16 protein-coding genes are annotated in these 18,663 nt (G+C 70.7%); 7 read left to right on the top strand and 9 right to left on the bottom strand.

Annotation, left to right across the window (positions count from 1 at the left end; translation table 11 throughout):
• Positions 1-9: 9 nt before the first annotated feature.
• Positions 10-1,311 (bottom strand): hypothetical protein, encoded by a 1,302-nt coding sequence (locus tag DVS28_RS04555; protein WP_114590406.1) that lies wholly within the window; start codon positions 1,309-1,311, stop codon positions 10-12.
• Positions 1,312-1,471: 160 nt separating this feature from the next.
• Here DVS28_RS04555 and DVS28_RS04550 point away from each other — a divergent pair, with 160 nt between their 5' ends.
• Both DVS28_RS04550 and DVS28_RS04545 read left to right on the top strand, forming a co-directional pair.
• On the top strand, positions 1,472-3,025 hold the full coding sequence (locus tag DVS28_RS04550) for an acyl-CoA carboxylase subunit beta (protein WP_114590405.1): 1,554 nt from the start codon (positions 1,472-1,474) through the stop codon (positions 3,023-3,025).
• A gap of 11 nt (positions 3,026-3,036) precedes the next feature.
• A complete protein-coding gene (locus tag DVS28_RS04545; RefSeq protein WP_114590404.1) occupies positions 3,037-3,516 on the top strand; it encodes a PH domain-containing protein in 480 nt (159 codons plus the stop codon).
• A 9-nt stretch (positions 3,517-3,525) separates the two neighbouring features.
• Here the strand turns inward: DVS28_RS04545 and DVS28_RS04540 are convergent, their stop codons facing one another.
• The gene (locus tag DVS28_RS04540; protein ID WP_114593988.1) at positions 3,526-4,638 is read right to left on the bottom strand and encodes a DNA alkylation repair protein; all 1,113 of its coding nucleotides are present in this window, start codon (positions 4,636-4,638) and stop codon (positions 3,526-3,528) included.
• Positions 4,639-4,721: 83 nt separating this feature from the next.
• Here DVS28_RS04540 and DVS28_RS04535 point away from each other — a divergent pair, with 83 nt between their 5' ends.
• The 3 genes from DVS28_RS04535 (at position 4,722) to DVS28_RS04525 (ending at position 6,911) form a co-directional block, all read left to right on the top strand.
• A complete protein-coding gene (locus DVS28_RS04535; RefSeq protein WP_216826391.1) occupies positions 4,722-4,973 on the top strand; it encodes an acyl-CoA carboxylase subunit epsilon in 252 nt (83 codons plus the stop codon).
• A gap of 139 nt (positions 4,974-5,112) precedes the next feature.
• Entirely contained in the window at positions 5,113-6,108 is a 996-nt protein-coding gene (locus DVS28_RS04530; protein ID WP_114590403.1) for an ATP-binding cassette domain-containing protein, read from the top strand.
• Complete coding sequence (locus tag DVS28_RS04525) at positions 6,105-6,911, top strand: ABC transporter permease (protein WP_114590402.1); 807 nt, start codon at positions 6,105-6,107, stop codon at positions 6,909-6,911. The genes DVS28_RS04530 and DVS28_RS04525 overlap by 4 nt, the downstream gene beginning before the upstream one ends.
• Before the next feature lie 8 nt (positions 6,912-6,919).
• Here DVS28_RS04525 and DVS28_RS04520 read toward each other — a convergent pair whose 3' ends face one another.
• The 7 genes from DVS28_RS04520 to DVS28_RS04490 all read right to left on the bottom strand — a co-directional run bounded on the left by DVS28_RS04520 (position 6,920) and on the right by DVS28_RS04490 (position 15,846).
• Positions 6,920-7,180 carry a DUF2470 domain-containing protein gene (locus tag DVS28_RS04520; RefSeq protein WP_164709920.1) on the bottom strand — a complete coding sequence of 87 codons (261 nt, stop codon included), beginning with the start codon at positions 7,178-7,180 and terminating at the stop codon, positions 6,920-6,922.
• A gap of 79 nt (positions 7,181-7,259) precedes the next feature.
• On the bottom strand, positions 7,260-8,981 hold the full coding sequence (locus tag DVS28_RS04515) for a purple acid phosphatase family protein (protein ID WP_114590400.1): 1,722 nt from the start codon (positions 8,979-8,981) through the stop codon (positions 7,260-7,262).
• 165 nt (positions 8,982-9,146) lie between these two features.
• Positions 9,147-10,646: an LVIVD repeat-containing protein gene (locus tag DVS28_RS04510; protein ID WP_114590399.1), complete on the bottom strand. Its 1,500-nt coding sequence runs from the start codon at positions 10,644-10,646 to the stop codon at positions 9,147-9,149.
• 142 nt (positions 10,647-10,788) lie between these two features.
• Positions 10,789-12,333 carry an alpha/beta fold hydrolase gene (locus DVS28_RS04505; RefSeq protein ID WP_114590398.1) on the bottom strand — a complete coding sequence of 515 codons (1,545 nt, stop codon included), beginning with the start codon at positions 12,331-12,333 and terminating at the stop codon, positions 10,789-10,791.
• Between the two features lie 36 nt (positions 12,334-12,369).
• A complete protein-coding gene (locus DVS28_RS04500) occupies positions 12,370-14,061 on the bottom strand; it encodes an alkaline phosphatase D family protein (protein WP_114590397.1) in 1,692 nt (563 codons plus the stop codon).
• A 68-nt stretch (positions 14,062-14,129) separates the two neighbouring features.
• Positions 14,130-15,161, bottom strand: a complete 1,032-nt coding sequence (locus DVS28_RS04495) for a cell wall-binding repeat-containing protein (protein ID WP_164709919.1) — start codon at positions 15,159-15,161, stop codon at positions 14,130-14,132.
• A 241-nt stretch (positions 15,162-15,402) separates the two neighbouring features.
• Positions 15,403-15,846: a plastocyanin/azurin family copper-binding protein gene (locus DVS28_RS04490; RefSeq protein WP_114590395.1), complete on the bottom strand. Its 444-nt coding sequence runs from the start codon at positions 15,844-15,846 to the stop codon at positions 15,403-15,405.
• 225 nt (positions 15,847-16,071) lie between these two features.
• On the opposite strand from DVS28_RS04490, the gene DVS28_RS04485 reads away from it, so the two are divergent.
• Both DVS28_RS04485 and DVS28_RS04480 read left to right on the top strand, forming a co-directional pair.
• The gene (locus DVS28_RS04485; protein ID WP_216826390.1) at positions 16,072-17,892 is read left to right on the top strand and encodes an acetyl/propionyl/methylcrotonyl-CoA carboxylase subunit alpha; all 1,821 of its coding nucleotides are present in this window, start codon (positions 16,072-16,074) and stop codon (positions 17,890-17,892) included.
• A 13-nt stretch (positions 17,893-17,905) separates the two neighbouring features.
• Positions 17,906-18,625, top strand: a complete 720-nt coding sequence (locus DVS28_RS04480) for a DUF4352 domain-containing protein (protein WP_164709918.1) — start codon at positions 17,906-17,908, stop codon at positions 18,623-18,625.
• The last annotated feature ends 38 nt before the right edge of the window (positions 18,626-18,663 follow it).

Genomic DNA, 18,663 nt, shown 5'->3' with positions numbered 1-18,663 from the left:
CGGCCCTCCCTACGCGCCGCCTGCGGCGGCCGCGATCGCGGCCTCGTTGGTGGTGAACCAGGCACGGGCCTCCTCGGCGATGGCAGCGATCTGGTCGTCGACCTCCGGGGCGCCCTCGCCCAGCTCGATGTCGTAGTCGCCGAGGTAGTCGAAGTGCCAGTCCTGGCCGCTGGTGGACCACCAGAGCATGGTCATGGCGGCGTCGGTCACGTTGGACCAGGCGGAGATGTCGAACCCGATGGAGTCCGAGCGGCCGTCGTAGGCGGTGAACGACACCGAACCCAGGCCGCCGTCCTCGAAGTCGGCGAGGTGGTCGCTGATGACGGTCGGGATCGCCTCCAGCGCCTTCATGCTCTCCCAGGCGTTCATCGCGGCACCGCGGACGAAGGGGTGGGCGTGGGTCCGTGCCACGTCGGCGGCGTCGTAGACCTCCTGCCAGCGGGGGTCGCTGCGGTCGACGGTCGCCATCATCTCGCCGAGTGCCTTGAGCGAGCCGCCGTACACGGCGAAGTTCTCGTGGCCCAGGTTGGCGGTCAGCGCGGCGTAGAAGTCGTCGAAGGCGGCCAGGGAGCTGGGGCTGCCCGTCTCGATGCGGAAGGTGCCGACCTTGTTGAGGTAGTCGACGTCGGAGCTGACGGCCTCCAGGTACAGCGCCTCCACGGCCGGGTTGCCCTCCCAGTCGGCCTGCCAGATCTCGTTGGCGACGGCCGCATCCAGCGCCGGGTCGTCGATGTCGGCGGCCAGCGCCAGCATCGCGTCCAGCAGCTCGGTGGGCTCCTCGTCCAGGTTGAGGGCCTTGCCGCCCAGCTCGACGGCGGCAGTCACGATGTTCGGGTCGGTGTCGGCGGTCAGGTGGCCGGTGACAACGGTCAGGAACTCCTCGTCGATCGGGTTGCAGCCGTCGAACTCGCCGGGGCAGTAGCTCTCGTCGAGCGCCTGCAGCGCGGCGCGCACCAGCGTCGGGTCGGACTCGGTGGCGGCCAGGTAGAGGAAGAGCGGGCCGTTGGCCTGCTCGTCCTCCAGCTCGTAGGGGAAGGACTCCCCGTCGATCCTGCCGGCCAGCACGGCGGCGTCCGCGGCACGCGGGTCATCGGCAGCGACGGCGGCCTCGGTGGGCTCGGCGTCCACCTGGGTGAGCTCGGCCTCCTCGGCGGCCGGTGCCTCGGTCGGGTCGGGTGCCTCCTCGACGGTCTCGGCCGCGGCCTCATCGGTCGGGTCGGCGGCCGTCGTGTCCGACGCCTCCTCCCCTCCCCCACAGGCGGCGAGCGCGAGCACGAGCACGGCGAACAGGGCGATGTAACGGGTCTTCACGATTGACTGCTTCCCCTCAGAAGATTTGTGTGGGAGGACCCTACACAGCTGGCCCGCAGGCCCAGCAAGCCCGAAATGTCGATGTAAGAACCCCCCGTTCCGGGGTGCCCGCGGACTCGAATCGTTGAGGCGCGGCACCGCCGACTAGGATCCGCACCCGATGTCGACCACTGAACAGAAGCTGCAGGAGCTCCGTCGCCGCATCGACGAAGCTGAACACGCCGGATCCGCAAGGGCGGTGGAGAAGCAGCACGCCAAGGGCAAGCTCACCGCACGTGAGCGCCTGGACCTGCTGCTCGACGAGGGATCGTTCGTCGAGACCGACCGCCTGGCCGTCCACCGCGCGACGGGCTTCGGCCTGGAGGAGAAGAAGATGCCGGGCGACGGCGTCGTCACGGGCTACGGCACGATCGACGGCCGACAGGTCTGCGTCTTCGCACAGGACTTCACCGTCTTCGGCGGATCCCTCGGCGAGGTGTTCGCCGAGAAGATCGTCAAGGTGATGGAGCTCAGCCTGAAGATGGGCGTCCCCATGATCGGGCTGAACGACTCGGGCGGTGCACGCATCCAGGAGGGTGTGGTCGCGCTCGGCGGCTACGGCGAGATCTTCTACCGCAACGTGCAGGCCAGCGGCGTGGTCCCCCAGATCTCCGCCATCATGGGGCCGTGCGCCGGCGGGGCGGTCTACTCCCCTGCGATGACCGACTTCATCTTCATGGTGAAGGAGACCTCGCACATGTTCATCACCGGTCCGGAGGTCATCAAGACCGTCACCGGCGAGGACGTGTCCATGGAGGAGCTCGGTGGCGCCATGAGCCACAACACCAAGTCGGGGGTCGCCCACTTCGCCGCCGACGACGAGCCGGCCTGCATCGACGACATCAAGTACCTGCTGAGCTTCCTCCCGCAGAACAACCTCGAGGACGCGCCTTGGGTGGCGCCGACCGACGCGCCCGACCGCACCGACGATGGACTCAACACCTTCCTGCCGGACAGCCCCAACGTCCCCTACGACATGCGCGACGTCATCACCCGTGTGGTCGACGACGAGGAGTTCTTCGAGGTGCAGCAGCACTTCGCGACCAACCTCGTCGTCGGGTTCGCGCGGCTGAACGGCTACCCCGTCGGCATCGTCGGCAACCAGCCGATGTCGCTGGCCGGCACCCTCAACATCGAGGCCAGCGAGAAGGGTGCCCGGTTCGTCCGGACCTGCGACGCGTTCAACATCCCGATCATCACCTTCGAGGACGTGCCGGGGTTCCTGCCGGGCACCGAGCAGGAGTGGAACGGGATCATCCGGCACGGTGCCAAGCTGCTGTACGCCTACTGCGAGGCGACGGTTCCCAAGATCACCGTCATCACCCGCAAGGCCTATGGCGGTGCCTACGACGTGATGGGCTCCAAGCACGTCGGTGCCGACATGAACTTCGCCTGGCCGTCCGCCGAGGTGGCCGTGATGGGTGCGCAGGGCGCGGTCAACATCCTGTACCGCAACGAGCTGGAGTCGGCAGACGACCCGGAGGCCAAGCGCCAGGAGATCATCGACGGCTACAACGAGCGGTTCGCCACCCCGTGGATCGCCGCCGAACGGGGCTACGTCGACGAGGTCATCGAGCCCGCCCAGACCCGTCCCATGCTGATCAAGGCGCTTGAGCTGACCAAGTCCAAGCGCGAGTCCCGACCGCCCCGCAAGCACGGCAACATCCCCCTGTAGGCCGCCCTCCGATGACTGAGTTCCGGGCCGCACCGCTGGACAGCACCGCGAGGGTGGTGTCCGGGGTGCTGGTCGTGATGCTCGTCGTCATCGGGGTCGTGATGTGGACCCTGGCCGGCCCGGCCGTCGGCCCCTTCGTCGCGGTGCTGTACGTGATCGTCCTGGCCCTCAGCTGGGCCATGGCCCCGCGGTCCTACGCGGTCCAGGGCGGTGACCTGGTCGTCAACCGCAACGCCTGGAGGCCGTTCAGGTCTCCGCTGCGCGGGCTGGCGGAGATGTCGGAACCGGGTCGGATGGGGCTTCGCGTCGCCGGATCCGGTGGCGGGTTCGGGTACTACGGCAGGTTCCGACGCAGCGACATCGGCGCCTATCGGGCCTACCTGACCAGCCGGGCCAACGACATCGTCGTCCCGGTGACCACCGACGTCGGCATCGTGACCGTCAGCCCGGCCGACCCGCAGTCCTTCGTGGCCAGGGTCTCGGGCCGCTGAGCCCCGGGGTCAACCGACGACCTCGAATGGGGTCAGCTGGCCGACGGTCCGACCGTTGACCTGGACCGCCACCGTGTGGGTGCCGGGGTGGTGGGTGCGAGTCGTGTGCTGGCGCAGCGAGATGGTCTTGCCGACCTGCTGGACCACGCCCGGTTCGAGGTGGAGCGCAGCGCCCTTGAACACCTTCGGCCGGACGGACCCGTCGGCCTTCACGAACCCGACGACGAGGTCGACCAGGGCAGGTGTTGGCGCCGGACCGTCCGTCCGCAGGTCGACCGCCACGCGAACCCGCTGCCCGATGACCCCGACCGGTGGCTCGACGACGACCCGGTCGACGACCACCGGTGCAGCGGGGTCGTAGCCGAGGACGGCCAGCGCGCCGGCGTGCCCCCGCTTGACCAGCGTCCGCAGGGCATGGCGGACCAGCCGCTGCCGGTCGTCGGTGGCATCGGCCCACCAGCGCTGCGCGATCCGGACCACGAGGTCGGGATGGTCCTTGGCGATGTCGTTGAGGTTGTTGGCCACCGATCGCCGCACGTAGTCCGACGGGTCGTCCTTCAACGCCTCCAGGAGGGGAAGGATCGGCGAGGGGTCGGCCACGAAGTCACGCAGCACGGGTGCCCAGGGCAGCCGCGGACGGGTCCCCTCGCTGACGAGCCTGCGGACGTGGTGGTTCTCGTCGACGGCCCAGCGCCTGAGGCGCGCCATGGTCGGTTCGTGTGCCTGCTGGATGAAGGCGCGGATGCTGAACTCCGCGGTGAAGCGCTGCGTCAACGCGTGCTGGAGGTCCAGGGCGGTCTCGACATCGGCCAGGCCGTGCTCGGCAACCCAGTGGCCGTACGGCATGTACCTGAAGGCGTCCATTCCCTCCAGCGTGTCGCCCAGCGGCGCGCCCAGCGCCGCCACGATCGTGTGCATCGCCGTGGTCGGGTCGGCGGGCAGGTGGACGGCCAGGGCCCGCGCGATGTGGCGGGATCGGTCGGTGAGCTCGAGGTCCTCGAACCCGTCGAGGGCCATCCGGGTGAATCCGTCGACGTCGAACGTCGGGGCCACACCCGCCAGGTCTGCGGCCAGCCCGTGGACGACCTCGGGGCCGAAGCGGGACTTGAGCGTGTCTGCCACGGGGGTGACGCTAGCCGACTCCATCGGCTGCCGGACCTGCATCGGTTGGGGCCTGCTGCCACCGACGTGGCAGGATCGGCGCCGTGAGCAGCGACGACACCCCTTCGGTCACCATCCACGTCACGGCGGGCAACCCCACCGACGAGGAGATCGCGGCCGTGACCGTGGCGGTCCTGGGCCTCGGGACCGCCGGCGCACCGGCGCCGGTCCATCGGGCTCCGGCGTGGGCCCGCGCCGCCCGCTTCGAGGCGGTCGGGCAGACCCCGTTCGTCGCCTCCAACGACCCGCGCCTGACCCACCGCTCCACCGGCGCGCTGCCGTCCGCCGCCACCTGATTCCGGCCTGCGGGCCACCCGTAGCCGGACAGCCGGTCTCCTGACACGTTCCTGTCAGCAGGGGCACACCCTCGGCACCCTCGGTGTCACCCGGCGCGGCTAGCGTGTCGACCATGAGCACCCAGCGAAAGCGCACGCCATGGAGGCGATGATCCACGCCGAGGGCCTGGCCAAGTCCTACGGCGACGTCACGGCCCTGGCCGGCATCGACCTGTCGGTCCCCGAGGGCACCGTGCAGGGGGTCCTCGGACCCAACGGCGCCGGCAAGACGACCGCGGTTCGGATCCTGTCCACGCTGCTGAAGCCCGACGCCGGCCGCGCCACGATCGCCGGGGTGGATCTGCTGTCGAACCCGTCGGGCGTTCGCGAGCTGATCGGCCTGTCGGGCCAGTCCGCCGCGGTCGACGAGTACCTGACCGGGGTCGAGAACCTGCAGATGGTCGGCGAGCTGTACGGCATGTCCCGCTCGGAGGCGAAGTCCCGTGCGACCGAGCTGCTGGCCCAGTTCTCCCTGACCGACGCCGGCGCCCGGATCATCAAGACCTACTCCGGCGGCATGCGTCGCCGGCTGGACCTCGCCGCGGCGCTGGTCGCCCGGCCGCCGGTCCTGTTCATGGACGAGCCGACCACCGGCCTCGACCCGCGCGCCCGCATCGAGCTGTGGGACGTGATCCGCGAGCTGGTCGGCGGCGGCGCCACCCTCCTGCTGACCACCCAGTACCTGGAGGAGGCCGACAAGCTGGCCGACGACATCGTCGTGATGGACCACGGCCGCATCATCGCCCAGGGCGATGCCGACCAGCTGAAGGCCCAGGTCGGCGGCGAACGAGCCGAGGTCACCGTCGAACGACCCGAGGAGGTCGACCGTGCCCGCGCGGTGCTGGCCACCCACGCCGTCGGCGAGGTGCGGGTGACTCCTCAGTCCCGCCTGCTGACCGCCCAGGTTGCCGACGGCGCCTCGTCGTTGCGTCGGCTGCTCGACGGCCTCGACGACGCGGGCATCGCGGTGCTGGACTTCGGCCTGCGTCGACCCACCCTCGACGACGTCTTCCTGACGCTGACCGGCCACCGCGCCGAGACGACCCCCGAGACCGGCGGCGACGCCGCCACCACCACGCAGGAGGCCTCCCGATGAGCTCCGTCGCCCGAACGTTCCGCGACTCGCGCATCGTCGCCCGCCGCAACCTCATCAAGATCAAGCGGGTCCCCGACCTGCTGGTCTTCACCCTGCTCAGCCCGATCATGTTCGTGCTGCTGTTCGCCTACGTGTTCGGTGGGTCGATCTCACCGCCCGGGGTCGACTACCGCGAGTTCCTGATGGCGGGCATCTTCGCCCAGACGGTCATCTTCGGTGCCACCATCACCGGGGCCGGTCTGGCCGAGGACCTGCAGAAGGGCATCATCGACCGGTTCAGGTCGCTGCCGATGTCCCGCTCGGCGGTGCTCGCCGGCCGGACCGCCAGCGACGTGGTCAACAACGTCCTGGTCATCATCGTGATGTCGGTGACCGGCCTGATCATCGGCTGGCGCATCCGCAGCACACCGCTGGAGGCCATCGGCGGGTTCCTGCTGTTGCTGGCCTTCGCCTACGCCGTGTCCTGGATGATGGCGTGGGTCGGCCTGCTGGTCCCCTCACCCGAGGTCGTCAACAACGCCTCGTTCATGGTCATCTTCCCGCTGACCTTCATCGCCAACACCTTCGTGCCGTCCGACAACCTGCCCACGCCGCTACGACACTTCGCGGAGTGGAATCCGGTGTCGTCGGTGACGCAAGCGGCGAGGGAGCTGTTCGGCAACACGGCCAGCAGCTTCCCCGCCCCCGACGTGTGGTCGCTGCAGCACCCGGTGCTCTACACCCTCATCTGGGTCGGCATCATCCTGGCGATCTTCGTGCCGTTGTCGGCCCGGCAGTACCAGCGGACCACCGAACGCGGCTGAGGTCGGGGTCAGGCCTCGTCGCGGGCCCGGCGGGTCATGTCCACCATGACCTGCCGGACCGCCGAGGGGTCGATCGGCCCGTCGGGGAACGGAATGCGGGCGGTGCCGGTGGTGTCGTCGTCGACGATCTCCACGTCGAACCCCCGGTCGTCCATCGAGGTGATGGTCACGCCGGTCACGTGCATGCCCGTGACGTGGCGGACGATGTCGACCAGCGCGTCGGCGTGGTCGGCGTTCATGTGGTCAACGGCCCGCTGGTAGTCGCTCATGGGCGGCAGTGTGCCCGCGGGGGCCCGACCGTCACCCATGTCCGTTCGACCCGCCTCCCCCACCGGGCCACCGCCCGGGTCAGTGGTCGTGGGTCGTGCAGTCCTCCGCGACGTCGTAGCGCAGCTCGCCGTGGGCCTCGGGCAGCTCGCGCAGGATCTCCGCCGCCAGCCGCGGCACGGTCGGCACCTCCTCGGCGTAGGCCTTGCGGACCAGCGTGAAGGTGTCGAACGGCTCGGGGTCGGCGTCGGCGAGGAACCGTGGGTCGTCACCGTTGTAGCCGGGCTCGTTGTCGGGGATGCCGTCGCCGCGGTTCTCGTCGTATCCGTCGTCGAACACGAACCCCGTCACCGCCATCTCCGGTCCGCGCACGTCGTACTCCACGAAGCACAGCTCGCGAGCGGACGCGGCCAGCCAGGGCAGGTGGCGCTGCGGCGGCATCTCCGGGTCGACCCCGAGCTGCAGGGTGTCGATCTCGGTGAAGTCGTACATGCCGTTGCCGCCGGAGCCGGCGATGACCTCGATGTATCCGGTGGCGTTGCTGTAGCGCTCGGGGCGGGTCGGCTCGAGGCCGAGGACCGGCGCGAGGGTGTTGGTGTAGCCGGCGGTGGACGTCGGCAGTCCGTACGCCATCGGGTGGGAGCGCTGGTACATGTGGTCGTGGCCGACCAGCAGGAGGTCGATCTGGTACCGCTGGAGGATCTGCTCGGCGACGACGACCCGGTCGGGCGAGATCGGCCCGCGGGTGCGGTGGTCGGTGTAGCTGGGGAAGTGCTGGGTGACGACGATGAAGTCGATGATCCCGGCAGCACGCAACGCGGCGGCGCGGGCCAGCGTGTGCTCCATCCAGACCAGCTCGTGGCGGATGTCCTCCATGGCTCCCCGCTCGTCGCCGAAGAACGCCCCGGCGGCGGTGGAGATCATGAAGACGTTGCCGTGGATCCAGTCGTAGAACGAGCTGCCGTGCCGCGGCTGGGTGAAGCGCGTGCGGTAGGCCTGGCCCATGAAGTCCTTGGACTCGTGGTTGCCCGGCGCGACCATCGTCGGGACCTCGCGGCCCATGACGCTGTACTGCTCGGCCCACAGGTCCCAGATCCGCTGGTCGCCGTTGGCGTAGCTGAGGTCGCCGGCGAAGAGGTGCCAGTCGGGCTGGCGACGACGCAGCGCCCGGGTGGTCCGCTGGGCCGCGAGCTTGGGCCCGTGGTCACCGACGTGGGTGAACCGGAAGCCCTCGTCGGCCAGCGGCCCCCCGCGGGTGATCGCGATGTCGCTCCAGCGGGTCCCGTCGCCGACGCGGTACGCGATCCGCTGTCCGGGCTGCAGCCCGCTCAGCGACGCTCGGTGCACGAACACCTCCCGTTCGCCGTGGTGGACGTCCGGCCCGTTGTCCCGCTTGGCGGACAGGTACGTGGAGTCCGCACCGTCCCCGAAGGGCGCCCGTTCGCTGCTGCCGTCCTGCACGTGGGTCAGGTCGTCTGCGGTCAGCTCGCTCGTGTCCGCGGTGGCGCCGACGACGCCCCACTGGACGATGCTGCGGGGGTCCTCCACCGAGGTCAGCCAGGTCACGGCCCGCCGGGACAGGTCGTCGCCTGCGAAGGACAGCTGGACGCCGCGGGGGACACCGGGCTGGACGTAGGCGGGAACCTGCTCCTGGAGCAGGTTCCAGATGCCGTCCGGCGGTGGGACGTCCTGGGCGAACGCGGGTCGGGCCGGGCCGGCAAGGGCGGCGCCGGCACCGGTGGTCAGGGCCAGCCCCGCGGGGGCGGAGAGCATCTGGCGAAGGAACGTGCGGCGGGACGACATCGGCGGGGTACCTCGAGCAGGGCGGAAACGGTCTCCCCCTTGAGTTCGCCACCCGCCCCTCGCACCCCTACGGACGCACGACGAACGCTCGGTGAACACCGAACGAACGAGGCCCCGGCCGGATCAGGTGATCCAGCCGGGGCCCGATGAACCGGGGGGCGTCGGTCAGCCGGTCGCGGCCAGGCGGCACCACGCACGTTCGTTCGGCGCGACCGATCCGACGATGCCGAGGTTGGTCAGCCAGGCGTTGTCGAGCTCGAGCTGCGACGGGGCTGCCGCCTCGCGGTCGAAGCTGACGATGTCGATCCCGCGGGCGTAGTCCACGGAGTACACGAAGCTGTCGTCGACCCAGTAGGCGGCGCCGGCTTCGGTGGCGATGGGCTGGAAGAAGCCGACCTCGTCGATCGTGCCCACCTCCATGTCGATGTCGAAGAAGTGGATGCCGTGCTCGTACCAGCTGGCGGCCACGACCCCGTCACGGATGGTGAACCAGTGGCCCGAGCAGCCCAGCGCGTTGACCAGCGGGCTGCCGTCGACGTAGGTGCCCTTCAGCGGCCGGAAGACCTCCAGCGGCTGCATCTCCGCGCCCTGGTCGAAGTTGGCCATGCTCCAGGTGCTCAGGCCACCGGCCTCGCTGCAGCCGGTGTTGAGGTTGGACTCGGAGTTGCCGATCAGCAGCTCGCCCTCGCGCAGCACCGGACGGTCGTCGAGCTCGGAGAGGCTGCGCTCGCGCCCGGTGACGGTCCGGGTCTCGATGGCGTCGGCCGGGTCGGCCGGGTCACGGGGCGTCCAGTCCAGCGCCCCGGGACGACGGTTGTTGTGCTGCAGGCGGTCGTCGTTCTCGGGACGCTCGCCGATGGACAGCACCGCCGGGTTCTCGGGGGTGGACAGCGGCTCGAACAGGCCGAGTGGGTCCAGGACCAGGCGCGGGGTGGAGTCGGCGATGACCAGGCCGGACTCGTCACGGTCCAGCGCGTGGATCTGGCTGGTCTCGCGGACGCTGCCGGTCGTCGGGTCGAGGAACTGGTTCCAGCGCCGCTCGATCGGGGTGATCGTGCCCGCGTCGAAGTCCACCGTGTAGATGCGGCCGGTCCGTCCGTAGATGACCGAGCAGTCGTCGACGGCGCACTCCGAGGTGTGCTCGGCGATGCCGCGGTTCGTGCCGCGTCCCATCACGAGGTCGTTGGAGGACGCCACGATCTCGGGCAGGGCCGGGTCGGTGACGTCGATCAGCGTGATACCGACCGTCAGCGGGGCGATCGGGACCAGGATGGACCCGTCGGCGGAGATCATCACCATGGTGCCGTCGGCGGAGGTCCGCACGTCCTCGTTCTGGGCGTGCCAGAACGGGAAGGTGCTGACCAGGATCGGCAGGGCCGGGTCGGTGATGTCGTAGATCGACAGGCCCTTGGCGCCGGTGGCGTAGAAGAACGTCTTGTCGAGGTCCGCGCGGTGCACGACCTCACCGCCCACACCGGGCGAGTCGATCGGGATCGTGCCGTGGTAGGTGACGTTGTCGGACGTCAGGACCCGCTGGTCGAGCTGCAGCAGGTCGACGGGACCGGTCTCGTCACGAACGGCTGAAAGGGCATCGATCGCCCCCGCGGGGACAGCGACGCTGCCCAGCAGGAGGAGGGCGAGGAGGACGACGAGGCGTGCACGCATCCGGAGTTGCTCCTTGGACGTTGGGGGATGTCGCCTCCCTGTTCGACAGCGCCCGCTGCTCCTCCTGCACGATTTGGATGCCGCCCTGCGTCCCCGGGAACGGTGACCGGTCAAACGGCGTGCTGGTCAGTCGTGGTGCTGGTCAGGCGGCGGTCGTGCGCTGCCGCGGGGAGCGGTAGCGACCCGTCAGGCGGGGCATGCCGGTGGGGACCCGGCCGCGGGTCACGAAGCTGTCGACGACACGGCCGCCGACGCTGCGGGTGCCCAACGACTCGATCGTGGCGCCCTCGTCAGCCAGCCAGCGACAGATCGCCGCGAGCGTGCCCAGCTGGTCGTCGGCCTCGACGGTGACCAGGGTTCGGTCCTCGGTCTCGCCGTGGATGCGCACGACCGGGGCGGACGAGCGCGGCGTCGGCACCGGCACCGGCGTGCCGTCGGCCTGCTGCAGCCGCGCGCCGATGGTGTTCCACCGCTGGACCGAGAAGTCCTCGTCCGGTTCGACGGTCAACGAGTGCAGGGCCATACCGAGCCGTGACCAGGTGATCGCGGTGGCGCCCAGGATCGACAGGCCCTCCCCCGCCAGGATCGCGGTCGTGTCGGCCAGCAGGCCCGGCCGGTCGTGGGCGACGACGGTCAGCCGCAGCAACCGGCTGTCCTCGATCGGCACCACGACCGCGCGGACCTCGCCGTCCTCCAGCGCCGGCGTGCACAACGCCAGGTCCCCGGCGAGGGTGCGTTCGTCCTCACTCATCAACCACAGCGGTGATGCCTCGTCGAGCAGCCGACGACGGTCCCCGACCGACATCGGCGTCTGGGACAGCAGGTCCTCGAGCGCCTCGAGGCGGCTGGCGTTGGTGCGGCCGCGGTGCTCGGCCACCTGCACGTCGACGACGTTGGCCAGGACCTCACCCATCGAGTCGGGATCGGTCAGGAGCCACGAGTGCCGGCCGGCGACGACGTGTCCGTCGGTGCCGATTGCCGCACACAGCGCCTCGAAGGCGGCTTGGGGGATCACGGAGTCGGCATCGCTGGTCAACGCCAGGACCGGAATCCGGCGCGAGCGCAGCCACGCGAGCTCTGCGGTCAGGTTGGCCCGCCGGGCCATGTTGGCCGACCGCCAGACCCCCTTGGGGTTGCGCAGCAGGTTCCCCACCACCTCGGGTACCACCGAGCGGACGGCCTTCACATCGGTGGTCGCGACGACCGCCTCGCGGGCGAAGTGCACGGCCCAGTCCCACAGCGGACGGTCGGCCAGCGGACGGCTGTCGCCCACCATGCCCGACCAGCGGCCGCCACCCACCGCGTTGAGCAGCACCAGGTACTGCACCATGTCGGGTTGGGCGTGCGCCATGCCGATGGCGACCGCGCCGCCGAAGGAGTGGCCGATCACGATCGCGGGTTCGGACACGCCGACCGAGGCAAGGAAGCGCGCCGCCCACCAGCCGTAGCCGGCGACGGTCCGGGCATGCGGCGCGAGATCAGCGGTGCCCCCGAGGCCGGGCAGGGCCGGGGCGTAGATCCGACATCCGCGCCTGATCAGCCGACGCAGCGGTCGACGATAGGCACGCGTGCCGAGCGCCCAGCCATGGAGGAACAGCACGGGTGGCCCCTCGCCTCCGACGGCGTACCGCGTGGGCACGCCGTCGACGTCGACCTGTTGCCAGGCAAGAACGTCGGAGGCGGCCATGGCGGGCGACGATACGCCCGGCCCGTTTCGCGGGCGTTACGCGCCGCTGAGCGGGTTGACGCTGTCGCCGGCGACCTGCTCGACCGCGCCCCCTCGGGGCAGCAGCCACTCCGACTGCGTGGAGACCCCGGAACGGTTCTCCTCGATGGTGTCCACGACGCGGTAGGTCACCGTCACCCCGTCGTGGGTGATGTCGGCGATCGTGTAGCCCTTGCGGGTTCCCTCGAGGTACTTCATGTGCGGGTTGGAGGCGTACAGGCCCGTGCGGAACGGCTCGTTGCCGCCGAGCTGCTCGAACCCGGGGGACGTGACCGACGTGCCGACGAACTCGGTGCCCACGGTGGCCGAGGAGGGGTCGTCGAAGTCCTCCTTCATGTCGAGGACCCACGAGGAGTGGATGTCACCGGTGATGACGAAGGTGTCGGGAATGGCGTTGTCGGCCAGGTGGCTCATCAACGCTTGCCGCTCGACCAGGTATCCGTCCCACTGGTCGGCGGAGAAGTACAGGTTCCCGCCCTGCGCGGGGCCGGCGCCGGTGTCGGGCAGCAGTGTGGACAGCCCGAGCGAGGAGACCTGCGAGACGATCAGCTGCTGGGCGATGACCCGCCAGGCCGCGGTCGACGTCGACAGGTTGCCGAACAGCCAGTCACGCTGTGTGGGACCCATGATCGTGGCGTCCGGGTCGGCCTGGTCGGCGCAGTTGACCGTCACGAAGCCGTCGTCGCACGGCTGGTCGGTCCGGTACTGGCGGGTGTCGAGGACGCTGACGTCCAGCAGGTCGCCGAAGACGAACTGGCGGTAGATCTGGTACGCCGGCGCGTCGATGGCGTTGTCCTCGGGGGCCGGCCGGATCGGCAGGTTCTCGTGATACGCCTGGAAGGCGTTGAAGCGCCGTTCGGCGTAGGCCGCCGGCGTGGCGTTGCCCTCGTCGCTGGTGTTCTCCGGCGTCTCCCCGGCCCAGTTGTTGTCGATCTCGTGGTCGTCCCACGTCGTGATGAACGGGAAGCGGGCGTGGCAGGCGCGCAGCCACGGGTCCCCGCGGTAGGCGGCGTAGCGGACCCGGTAGGAGTTCAGCGAGAAGACCTGGTCCACCGGCGGGCTGGAGCGGAGGTCGCCGTAGCCCCCATCGGCGTACTCGTACATGTAGTCGCCGAGGTGGAACACGACGTCCACGTCCTCGTCCAGAAGGTTCTGGTAGGCGGTGAAGTAGCCGTGGGGGAAGCTCTGGCACGACAGGTAGGCGATGCGCAGCCTCTGCAGCGGCGCGATGCCAGCGGTCTTGGTGCGCCCGATGCGAGAGCGGGCCCCGAGCGCGGCGAACTGGTACCAGTAGACCTTCCCGGGCTCGAGGCCCGTCACGTCGACATGCACGGCGTGACCTCGGGTCGACGACGAGCCGACGGTGCCCTGTGCCACGATGCGGCGCAGGCGAGCGTCCTCGGCCACGACCCAGTGGACATCGACGTCCTCGGGGATGTTCCCCCACGGGGCGTCGAGGTCGAACGGGGCGTCCGACAGCCGGGTCTGCAGGATGACGCTGTCCGCGGTCGGGTCGCCGGAGGCGACCCCCAGCGGGAACGGGAAGGCGTCGAAACGCACGCCGAGTGGCTGCATCTGCGCCTCGGCCTCGTCACGCAGCATGCCGACCCCGTAGGGCAGCATCAGGCCGCCGACCCCGGCGGCGGCTGCGGCGGACATGAAGGAACGGCGGGTCCAGGTGGTCGACACGATGTGTCCTTTCGGTGCTGGAGGAGTGCGGTGCTGGAGGAGCGGGAGGGGGTCGCCGGGGCCCGCGGTCAGCGGGCGGCCTCGGCGGCGGTCAGGGCGGTGGTGCCCACCCGGTCGGTGCCCCCCAGCACGAACAGCTCGCCCGTGCGCCCGTCCAGCGCGCTCGTGACGACGCTGTTGAGCGTGTCGACATCAGGGCCGTTGAGCAGCAGCGGCTGCAGCAGGGCCGCGCCGGCGTTGCCGTGCACCCACCCGTCGTCGGCGAATCCCTGCATCACCGTGGTGCCGGTGACGTCATCGCCGAACTCGGCAACCATGGCGGCGGCGGTGTGGGCACGGGTCTCGCCGGTCAGCCGCCGGTCGCCGCCGAGCGCCGTGAACACCGATTCCTCGATGGCGGCGGGGCCGCCGAGCACGACGACCTCGTGGTCTGGGTGGGCATCCAGCCACGCGACGGTGGCGGTCGAGGCGCTGGTGCCGTCGGTCAGCAACAACGGAAGCTGTTCGCTGGCGGCAAGGGCACCGCCGGCCACGGCGTCGGGCCAGCGGCCGGCCAGGGCGACCAGCACCCGGTCGGCCGGTCCGTGGGTCCGGGTCGCCTCGTCGGCGATGGCCGCAGCGGTCGCCGTGCGCTCCTCCCCTGCGAGCCGAACGACGTGATAGCCGAGGTCCTCGACGGCCGTGGCGATGTCCTCGGAGATGGCGTCCACCCCGCCGACGACGAACACGTCAGCAGCAGGGGGCAGGATGCGCTGCAGCTCCGCGGCCACGGGCCCAGGCAGCGTGCCGTCCTCGCCGCCCGGCACGTACAGCAACGGCCCACCGTTCAGCAGGGGGCCGGCAGCCAGGGAGTCGGCGAAGTCGTCGTCGCGGCCGAGCACCGCATGGCGTGCTGTCGTGTCGGCACCGCCGGCATCGTCGAAGACCGCCGTCGACACCGCGATCGCGTGGCTCGACGGGTCCGTTCCGTCCAGCCGGACCGCCGCAGGCGCGGACTGGGCGATCGCCACTCCGCCGAGGACGATGCCCACGACGAGGGCGACCGCGACCAGCGGCGGGCCGATGCGACGAACACGAGACAGGGGCAACGGGGACAGCACGGCGAACACCTCGGGCAGGGAGAACCCGACCCCAGGGCGAGGTCGGGACGCTCGCGGCGGACTGACCACCGCGCACCTACCGGACGGTAACCACGGCAGGTGAACCGAGGGTGGCCGGCTGGTTGCCCCCAGCCGACCGATGAACGACCTTCAGAGGCCGCCGGTCACTGCTCGACCGTGCCGGCGTCAGCCGACCGTGCCGGCGTCAGCCGACCGTGTCGGCGTCAGCTGACCGTGCCTGCTAGCCGACCGTGATCTCGCCCTCCATGCCGGCCGCACGGTGGCCGGGGATGCCGCAGTAGTAGGTGTAGGTGCCAGCCGGGATGGTGTTGACCGCCGCGAACTCGCCCTCGCCGGGCCCGTCGACCAGGACGCGGTCGCCCTCGAGGCCCTCGAAGATGACGTTGTGCGGGAGGCCACCGATGACCTGCAGGCCCATGACGACCTCATCGGCAGGCATGCTGGACGGGGCGCTGGTGAAGGCCAGCTGTTCGGCGACCCAGACGGCCTCGGCCGCGGCGAAGTCGGCCTCGACGGCGGGCTCGCCCTCTTCGCCTTCGGCAACCTCGGCGACCGCCTGCGCGGCGGGGACCTGCTCGTTCAGGACGACCTCGGGCTCCTGGGCGCTGCACGCGGTCAGGAAGAGGCCGAGGGCGAGGACGAGGACGATGGACGTGCGACGCATGGTCTGGTGACTCCTTGCAGGACGCGTGAGTAGTCGGGGCGTGACCGAACGGGCGCGACCAGAAGCGTCGCGGAGGTCGGCACGGAGATATCCGACTGCGGAGGGTACGACGGACAGGGTGCCCGGCGCGAAGCGAGGTCATGCCCGCCCCTCGCTTGAAGGCTCGTGGTGTCCGACCGCTAGCATCCCGGCGAACGACCGCTCAGCCGTCGAAAGGGTCGACACGTGTCCGCTTCTGCATCCGCCAACCCCTCCTCCGCGCTCGCCTCCCTCGGGCCGGTTCTGGTGGCCAACCGTGGGGAGATCGCCCTGCGTGTGTTCCGCACGTGCCGCGATCTCGGCCTGCCCACCGTGGCGGTGTACTCCGAGGCGGACCGCGACGCTCCGTGGTTGCGCTACGCCGACGAGGCCTACCTGCTGGGTGGTGCAGCCCCGGCGGAGTCCTACCTCAACACCGAGCGGATCGTGGAGGTCATCGAGCAGTCGGGTGCCCGGTCGGTGCACCCCGGCTACGGGTTCCTCAGCGAGAACGCCGACTTCGCCCAGGCGATGACCGACGCCAGCGTCACCTGGATCGGCCCGCCGCCCCAGTCGATCGTGAAGATGGGCGACAAGCTGAGCGCCCGTGAGGCCGCGAAGGCCGCCGAGTGCCCGCTCGTCCCGGGGATGATGGAGCCGACCGACGACGCGGAGGAGGTCAAGGCCTTCGCTGCCGAGCACGGCTACCCGCTGATCATCAAGGCCGCCTACGGCGGTGGCGGACGCGGCATGAAGGTCGTCAACGCCGACAACGAGCTGCAGGAGGCGCTGGACTCCGCGCAGCGCGAGGCCGTCGCGGCGTTCGGCCGCGGCGAGGTCTACGTCGAGCGCTACCTGGGCCGCCCGCGGCACATCGAGATCCAGGTCCTCGCCGACACCCACGGGACGACCCTGTACCTGGGTGACCGCGACTGCTCGACGCAGCGTCGGCACCAGAAGCTGATCGAGGAGGCGCCCGCACCCGGGCTGTCGGATGCCGTCCGCGCCGCGATGGGCGCCTCGGCCGTCCGCGTCAGCGAGCAGGTCGGCTACACGGGGGCCGGCACCTGCGAGTACCTCTACGACCCCGCGACGGCGTCCTCGCCGGGCGCGGGGGACGGCGACTTCTACTTCCTGGAGATGAACACCCGCCTGCAGGTGGAGCATCCGGTCACCGAGCAGGTCACCGGCATGGACCTGGTCGAGTGGCAGCTGCGCATCGCGGCCGGTGAGGCCCTGCCCCTGACCCAGGACGACGTCGAGCTGACCGGCCACTCGATCGAGGCCCGCATCAACGCCGAGAACGTGGGCATGGGCTTCGTCCCCTCCCCCGGCCTGATCACGGGCTGGCGCGCCCCGTCCGGCCCGGGCGTGCGGGTCGACGGGGTCGGCGAGGCCGGCTGGGAGATCCCCCGGTCCTACGACTCCCTGATCGCCAAGCTGATCACCACCGGGTCCGATCGCGAGCAGGCCCGTCGCCGCATGGTCCGTGCGCTGACCGAGCTGGAGATCGAGGGCGTCCCGACGACGGTGGACTTCTTCCGCGTGGCCTTCGAGCACGACGACTTCATCACGGCCAACACCGCCACCATCTCGGTGGAGAAGGAATGGGACCTGTCGGGCATCCCGGTCGCCCCGATGCCCGGTGCGGCGGAGGACGACGACGTGCCCGCGCAGGAAGTCACCGTCGAGGTGGGCGGCAAGCGCCTGGCCGTCACCGTGCGCGGCCTTGCCGCCGCAGCGGCACCCGCGCCGTCCACGGCCAAGCGCAAGCGCGGATCGTCCGGCAGCGGCGGTGCGGCAGCCAGCGGCGACGACCTCGCCGCCCCCATGCAGGGCACCATCGTCAAGGTCGCGGTCGAGGAGGGCGCAACGGTCGAGGAGGGCGACCTGGTGGTGGTCCTGGAGGCCATGAAGATGGAGAACGCCATCAAGGCCCACAAGGCGGGCACGGTGACCGCGCTGCCCGTGGAGGCCGGGGCGGTCGTCAACTCCGGCGACGTGCTGGCCACGATCGCCGACGCGTAGGACGATGGGGTCGGTGCCGATCGTGTCCGACCCCCGAACAGTCGGCGCCGCCCTCGTGGCGGCGCTGTTGCTGTCCGGCTGCGCCGGGGGCGGTGGCGGCGACGCGGCAGCACCGGCATCGGTCGCGCCCACGGCCGTGGCCCAGCAGGACGAGCAAGGATCGCAGGACTCGCCGACGGAGCCGCAGGGCGAGGACAAGGTCTATCCCGAGCTGCAGCTCGACGACGGCCTCCAACCGGTCGACGCGACGACGGTCCCTCCGGAGTCGGCCGCTGCCACACCCACGGCCACGGCGGCCGCCGACTCCGCCGGCAGCCCGACGTTCAGCCTGCCGACGGTGCCGCTGGGAACCCCCGCCACGAGCGGCAGCTGGGAGGTCACCATCCACGGGATCGTCGACCCGCTCGAACCGGTCAACACCATCTCGGTCCCCGAGGAGGGCAGTCGCTTCGTGGGGCTGGACATGGAGGTGCACCACCTCGGGACCGAGCCGCGGACGTTCTCCGCGTCGTTCTCCACCGAGATGCTGCTGACCGACGGCACGTTCGTCGACGTCCGGGTGGCGACGTTGCACGAACCACCGGGACCGGGCGGGGAGATGAAGCCCGGCGAGCGACAGCGCGGGACCGTCGTCTACGAGGTCCGGCAGGGCGTGGACGTCACCAGCGACGCCGTGATCGTCCTGGGACGCGCGTTCGCGACGAGCGAACCGGCGTACCTGGCGCTGCGCTGACCGTCGGGGCGATCCGCGGCCGACCGTCGACGCCCGGC

The organism is Euzebya pacifica (genome assembly GCF_003344865.1).
Taxonomy (GTDB): domain Bacteria; phylum Actinomycetota; class Nitriliruptoria; order Euzebyales; family Euzebyaceae; genus Euzebya; species Euzebya pacifica.
Note: the sequence above shows the minus strand (reverse complement) of the source record. Positions and strands in the feature narration are given on the sequence as shown.

Bases quoted from the DNA above. Each gene is read 5' to 3' on its own strand.
- DVS28_RS04550 (WP_114590405.1), top strand. From the start codon at position 1,472: ATGTCGACCACTGAACAGAAGCTGCAGGAGCTCCGTCGCCGCATCGAC.
- DVS28_RS04545 (WP_114590404.1), top strand. From the start codon at position 3,037: ATGACTGAGTTCCGGGCCGCACCGCTGGACAGCACCGCGAGGGTGGTG.
- DVS28_RS04530 (WP_114590403.1), top strand. From the start codon at position 5,113: ATGGAGGCGATGATCCACGCCGAGGGCCTGGCCAAGTCCTACGGCGAC.
- DVS28_RS04525 (WP_114590402.1), top strand. From the start codon at position 6,105: ATGAGCTCCGTCGCCCGAACGTTCCGCGACTCGCGCATCGTCGCCCGC.
- DVS28_RS04520 (WP_164709920.1), bottom strand. From the start codon at position 7,180: ATGAGCGACTACCAGCGGGCCGTTGACCACATGAACGCCGACCACGCC.
- DVS28_RS04515 (WP_114590400.1), bottom strand. From the start codon at position 8,981: ATGTCGTCCCGCCGCACGTTCCTTCGCCAGATGCTCTCCGCCCCCGCG.
- DVS28_RS04510 (WP_114590399.1), bottom strand. From the start codon at position 10,646: ATGCGTGCACGCCTCGTCGTCCTCCTCGCCCTCCTCCTGCTGGGCAGC.
- DVS28_RS04505 (WP_114590398.1), bottom strand. From the start codon at position 12,333: ATGGCCGCCTCCGACGTTCTTGCCTGGCAACAGGTCGACGTCGACGGC.
- DVS28_RS04490 (WP_114590395.1), bottom strand. From the start codon at position 15,846: ATGCGTCGCACGTCCATCGTCCTCGTCCTCGCCCTCGGCCTCTTCCTG.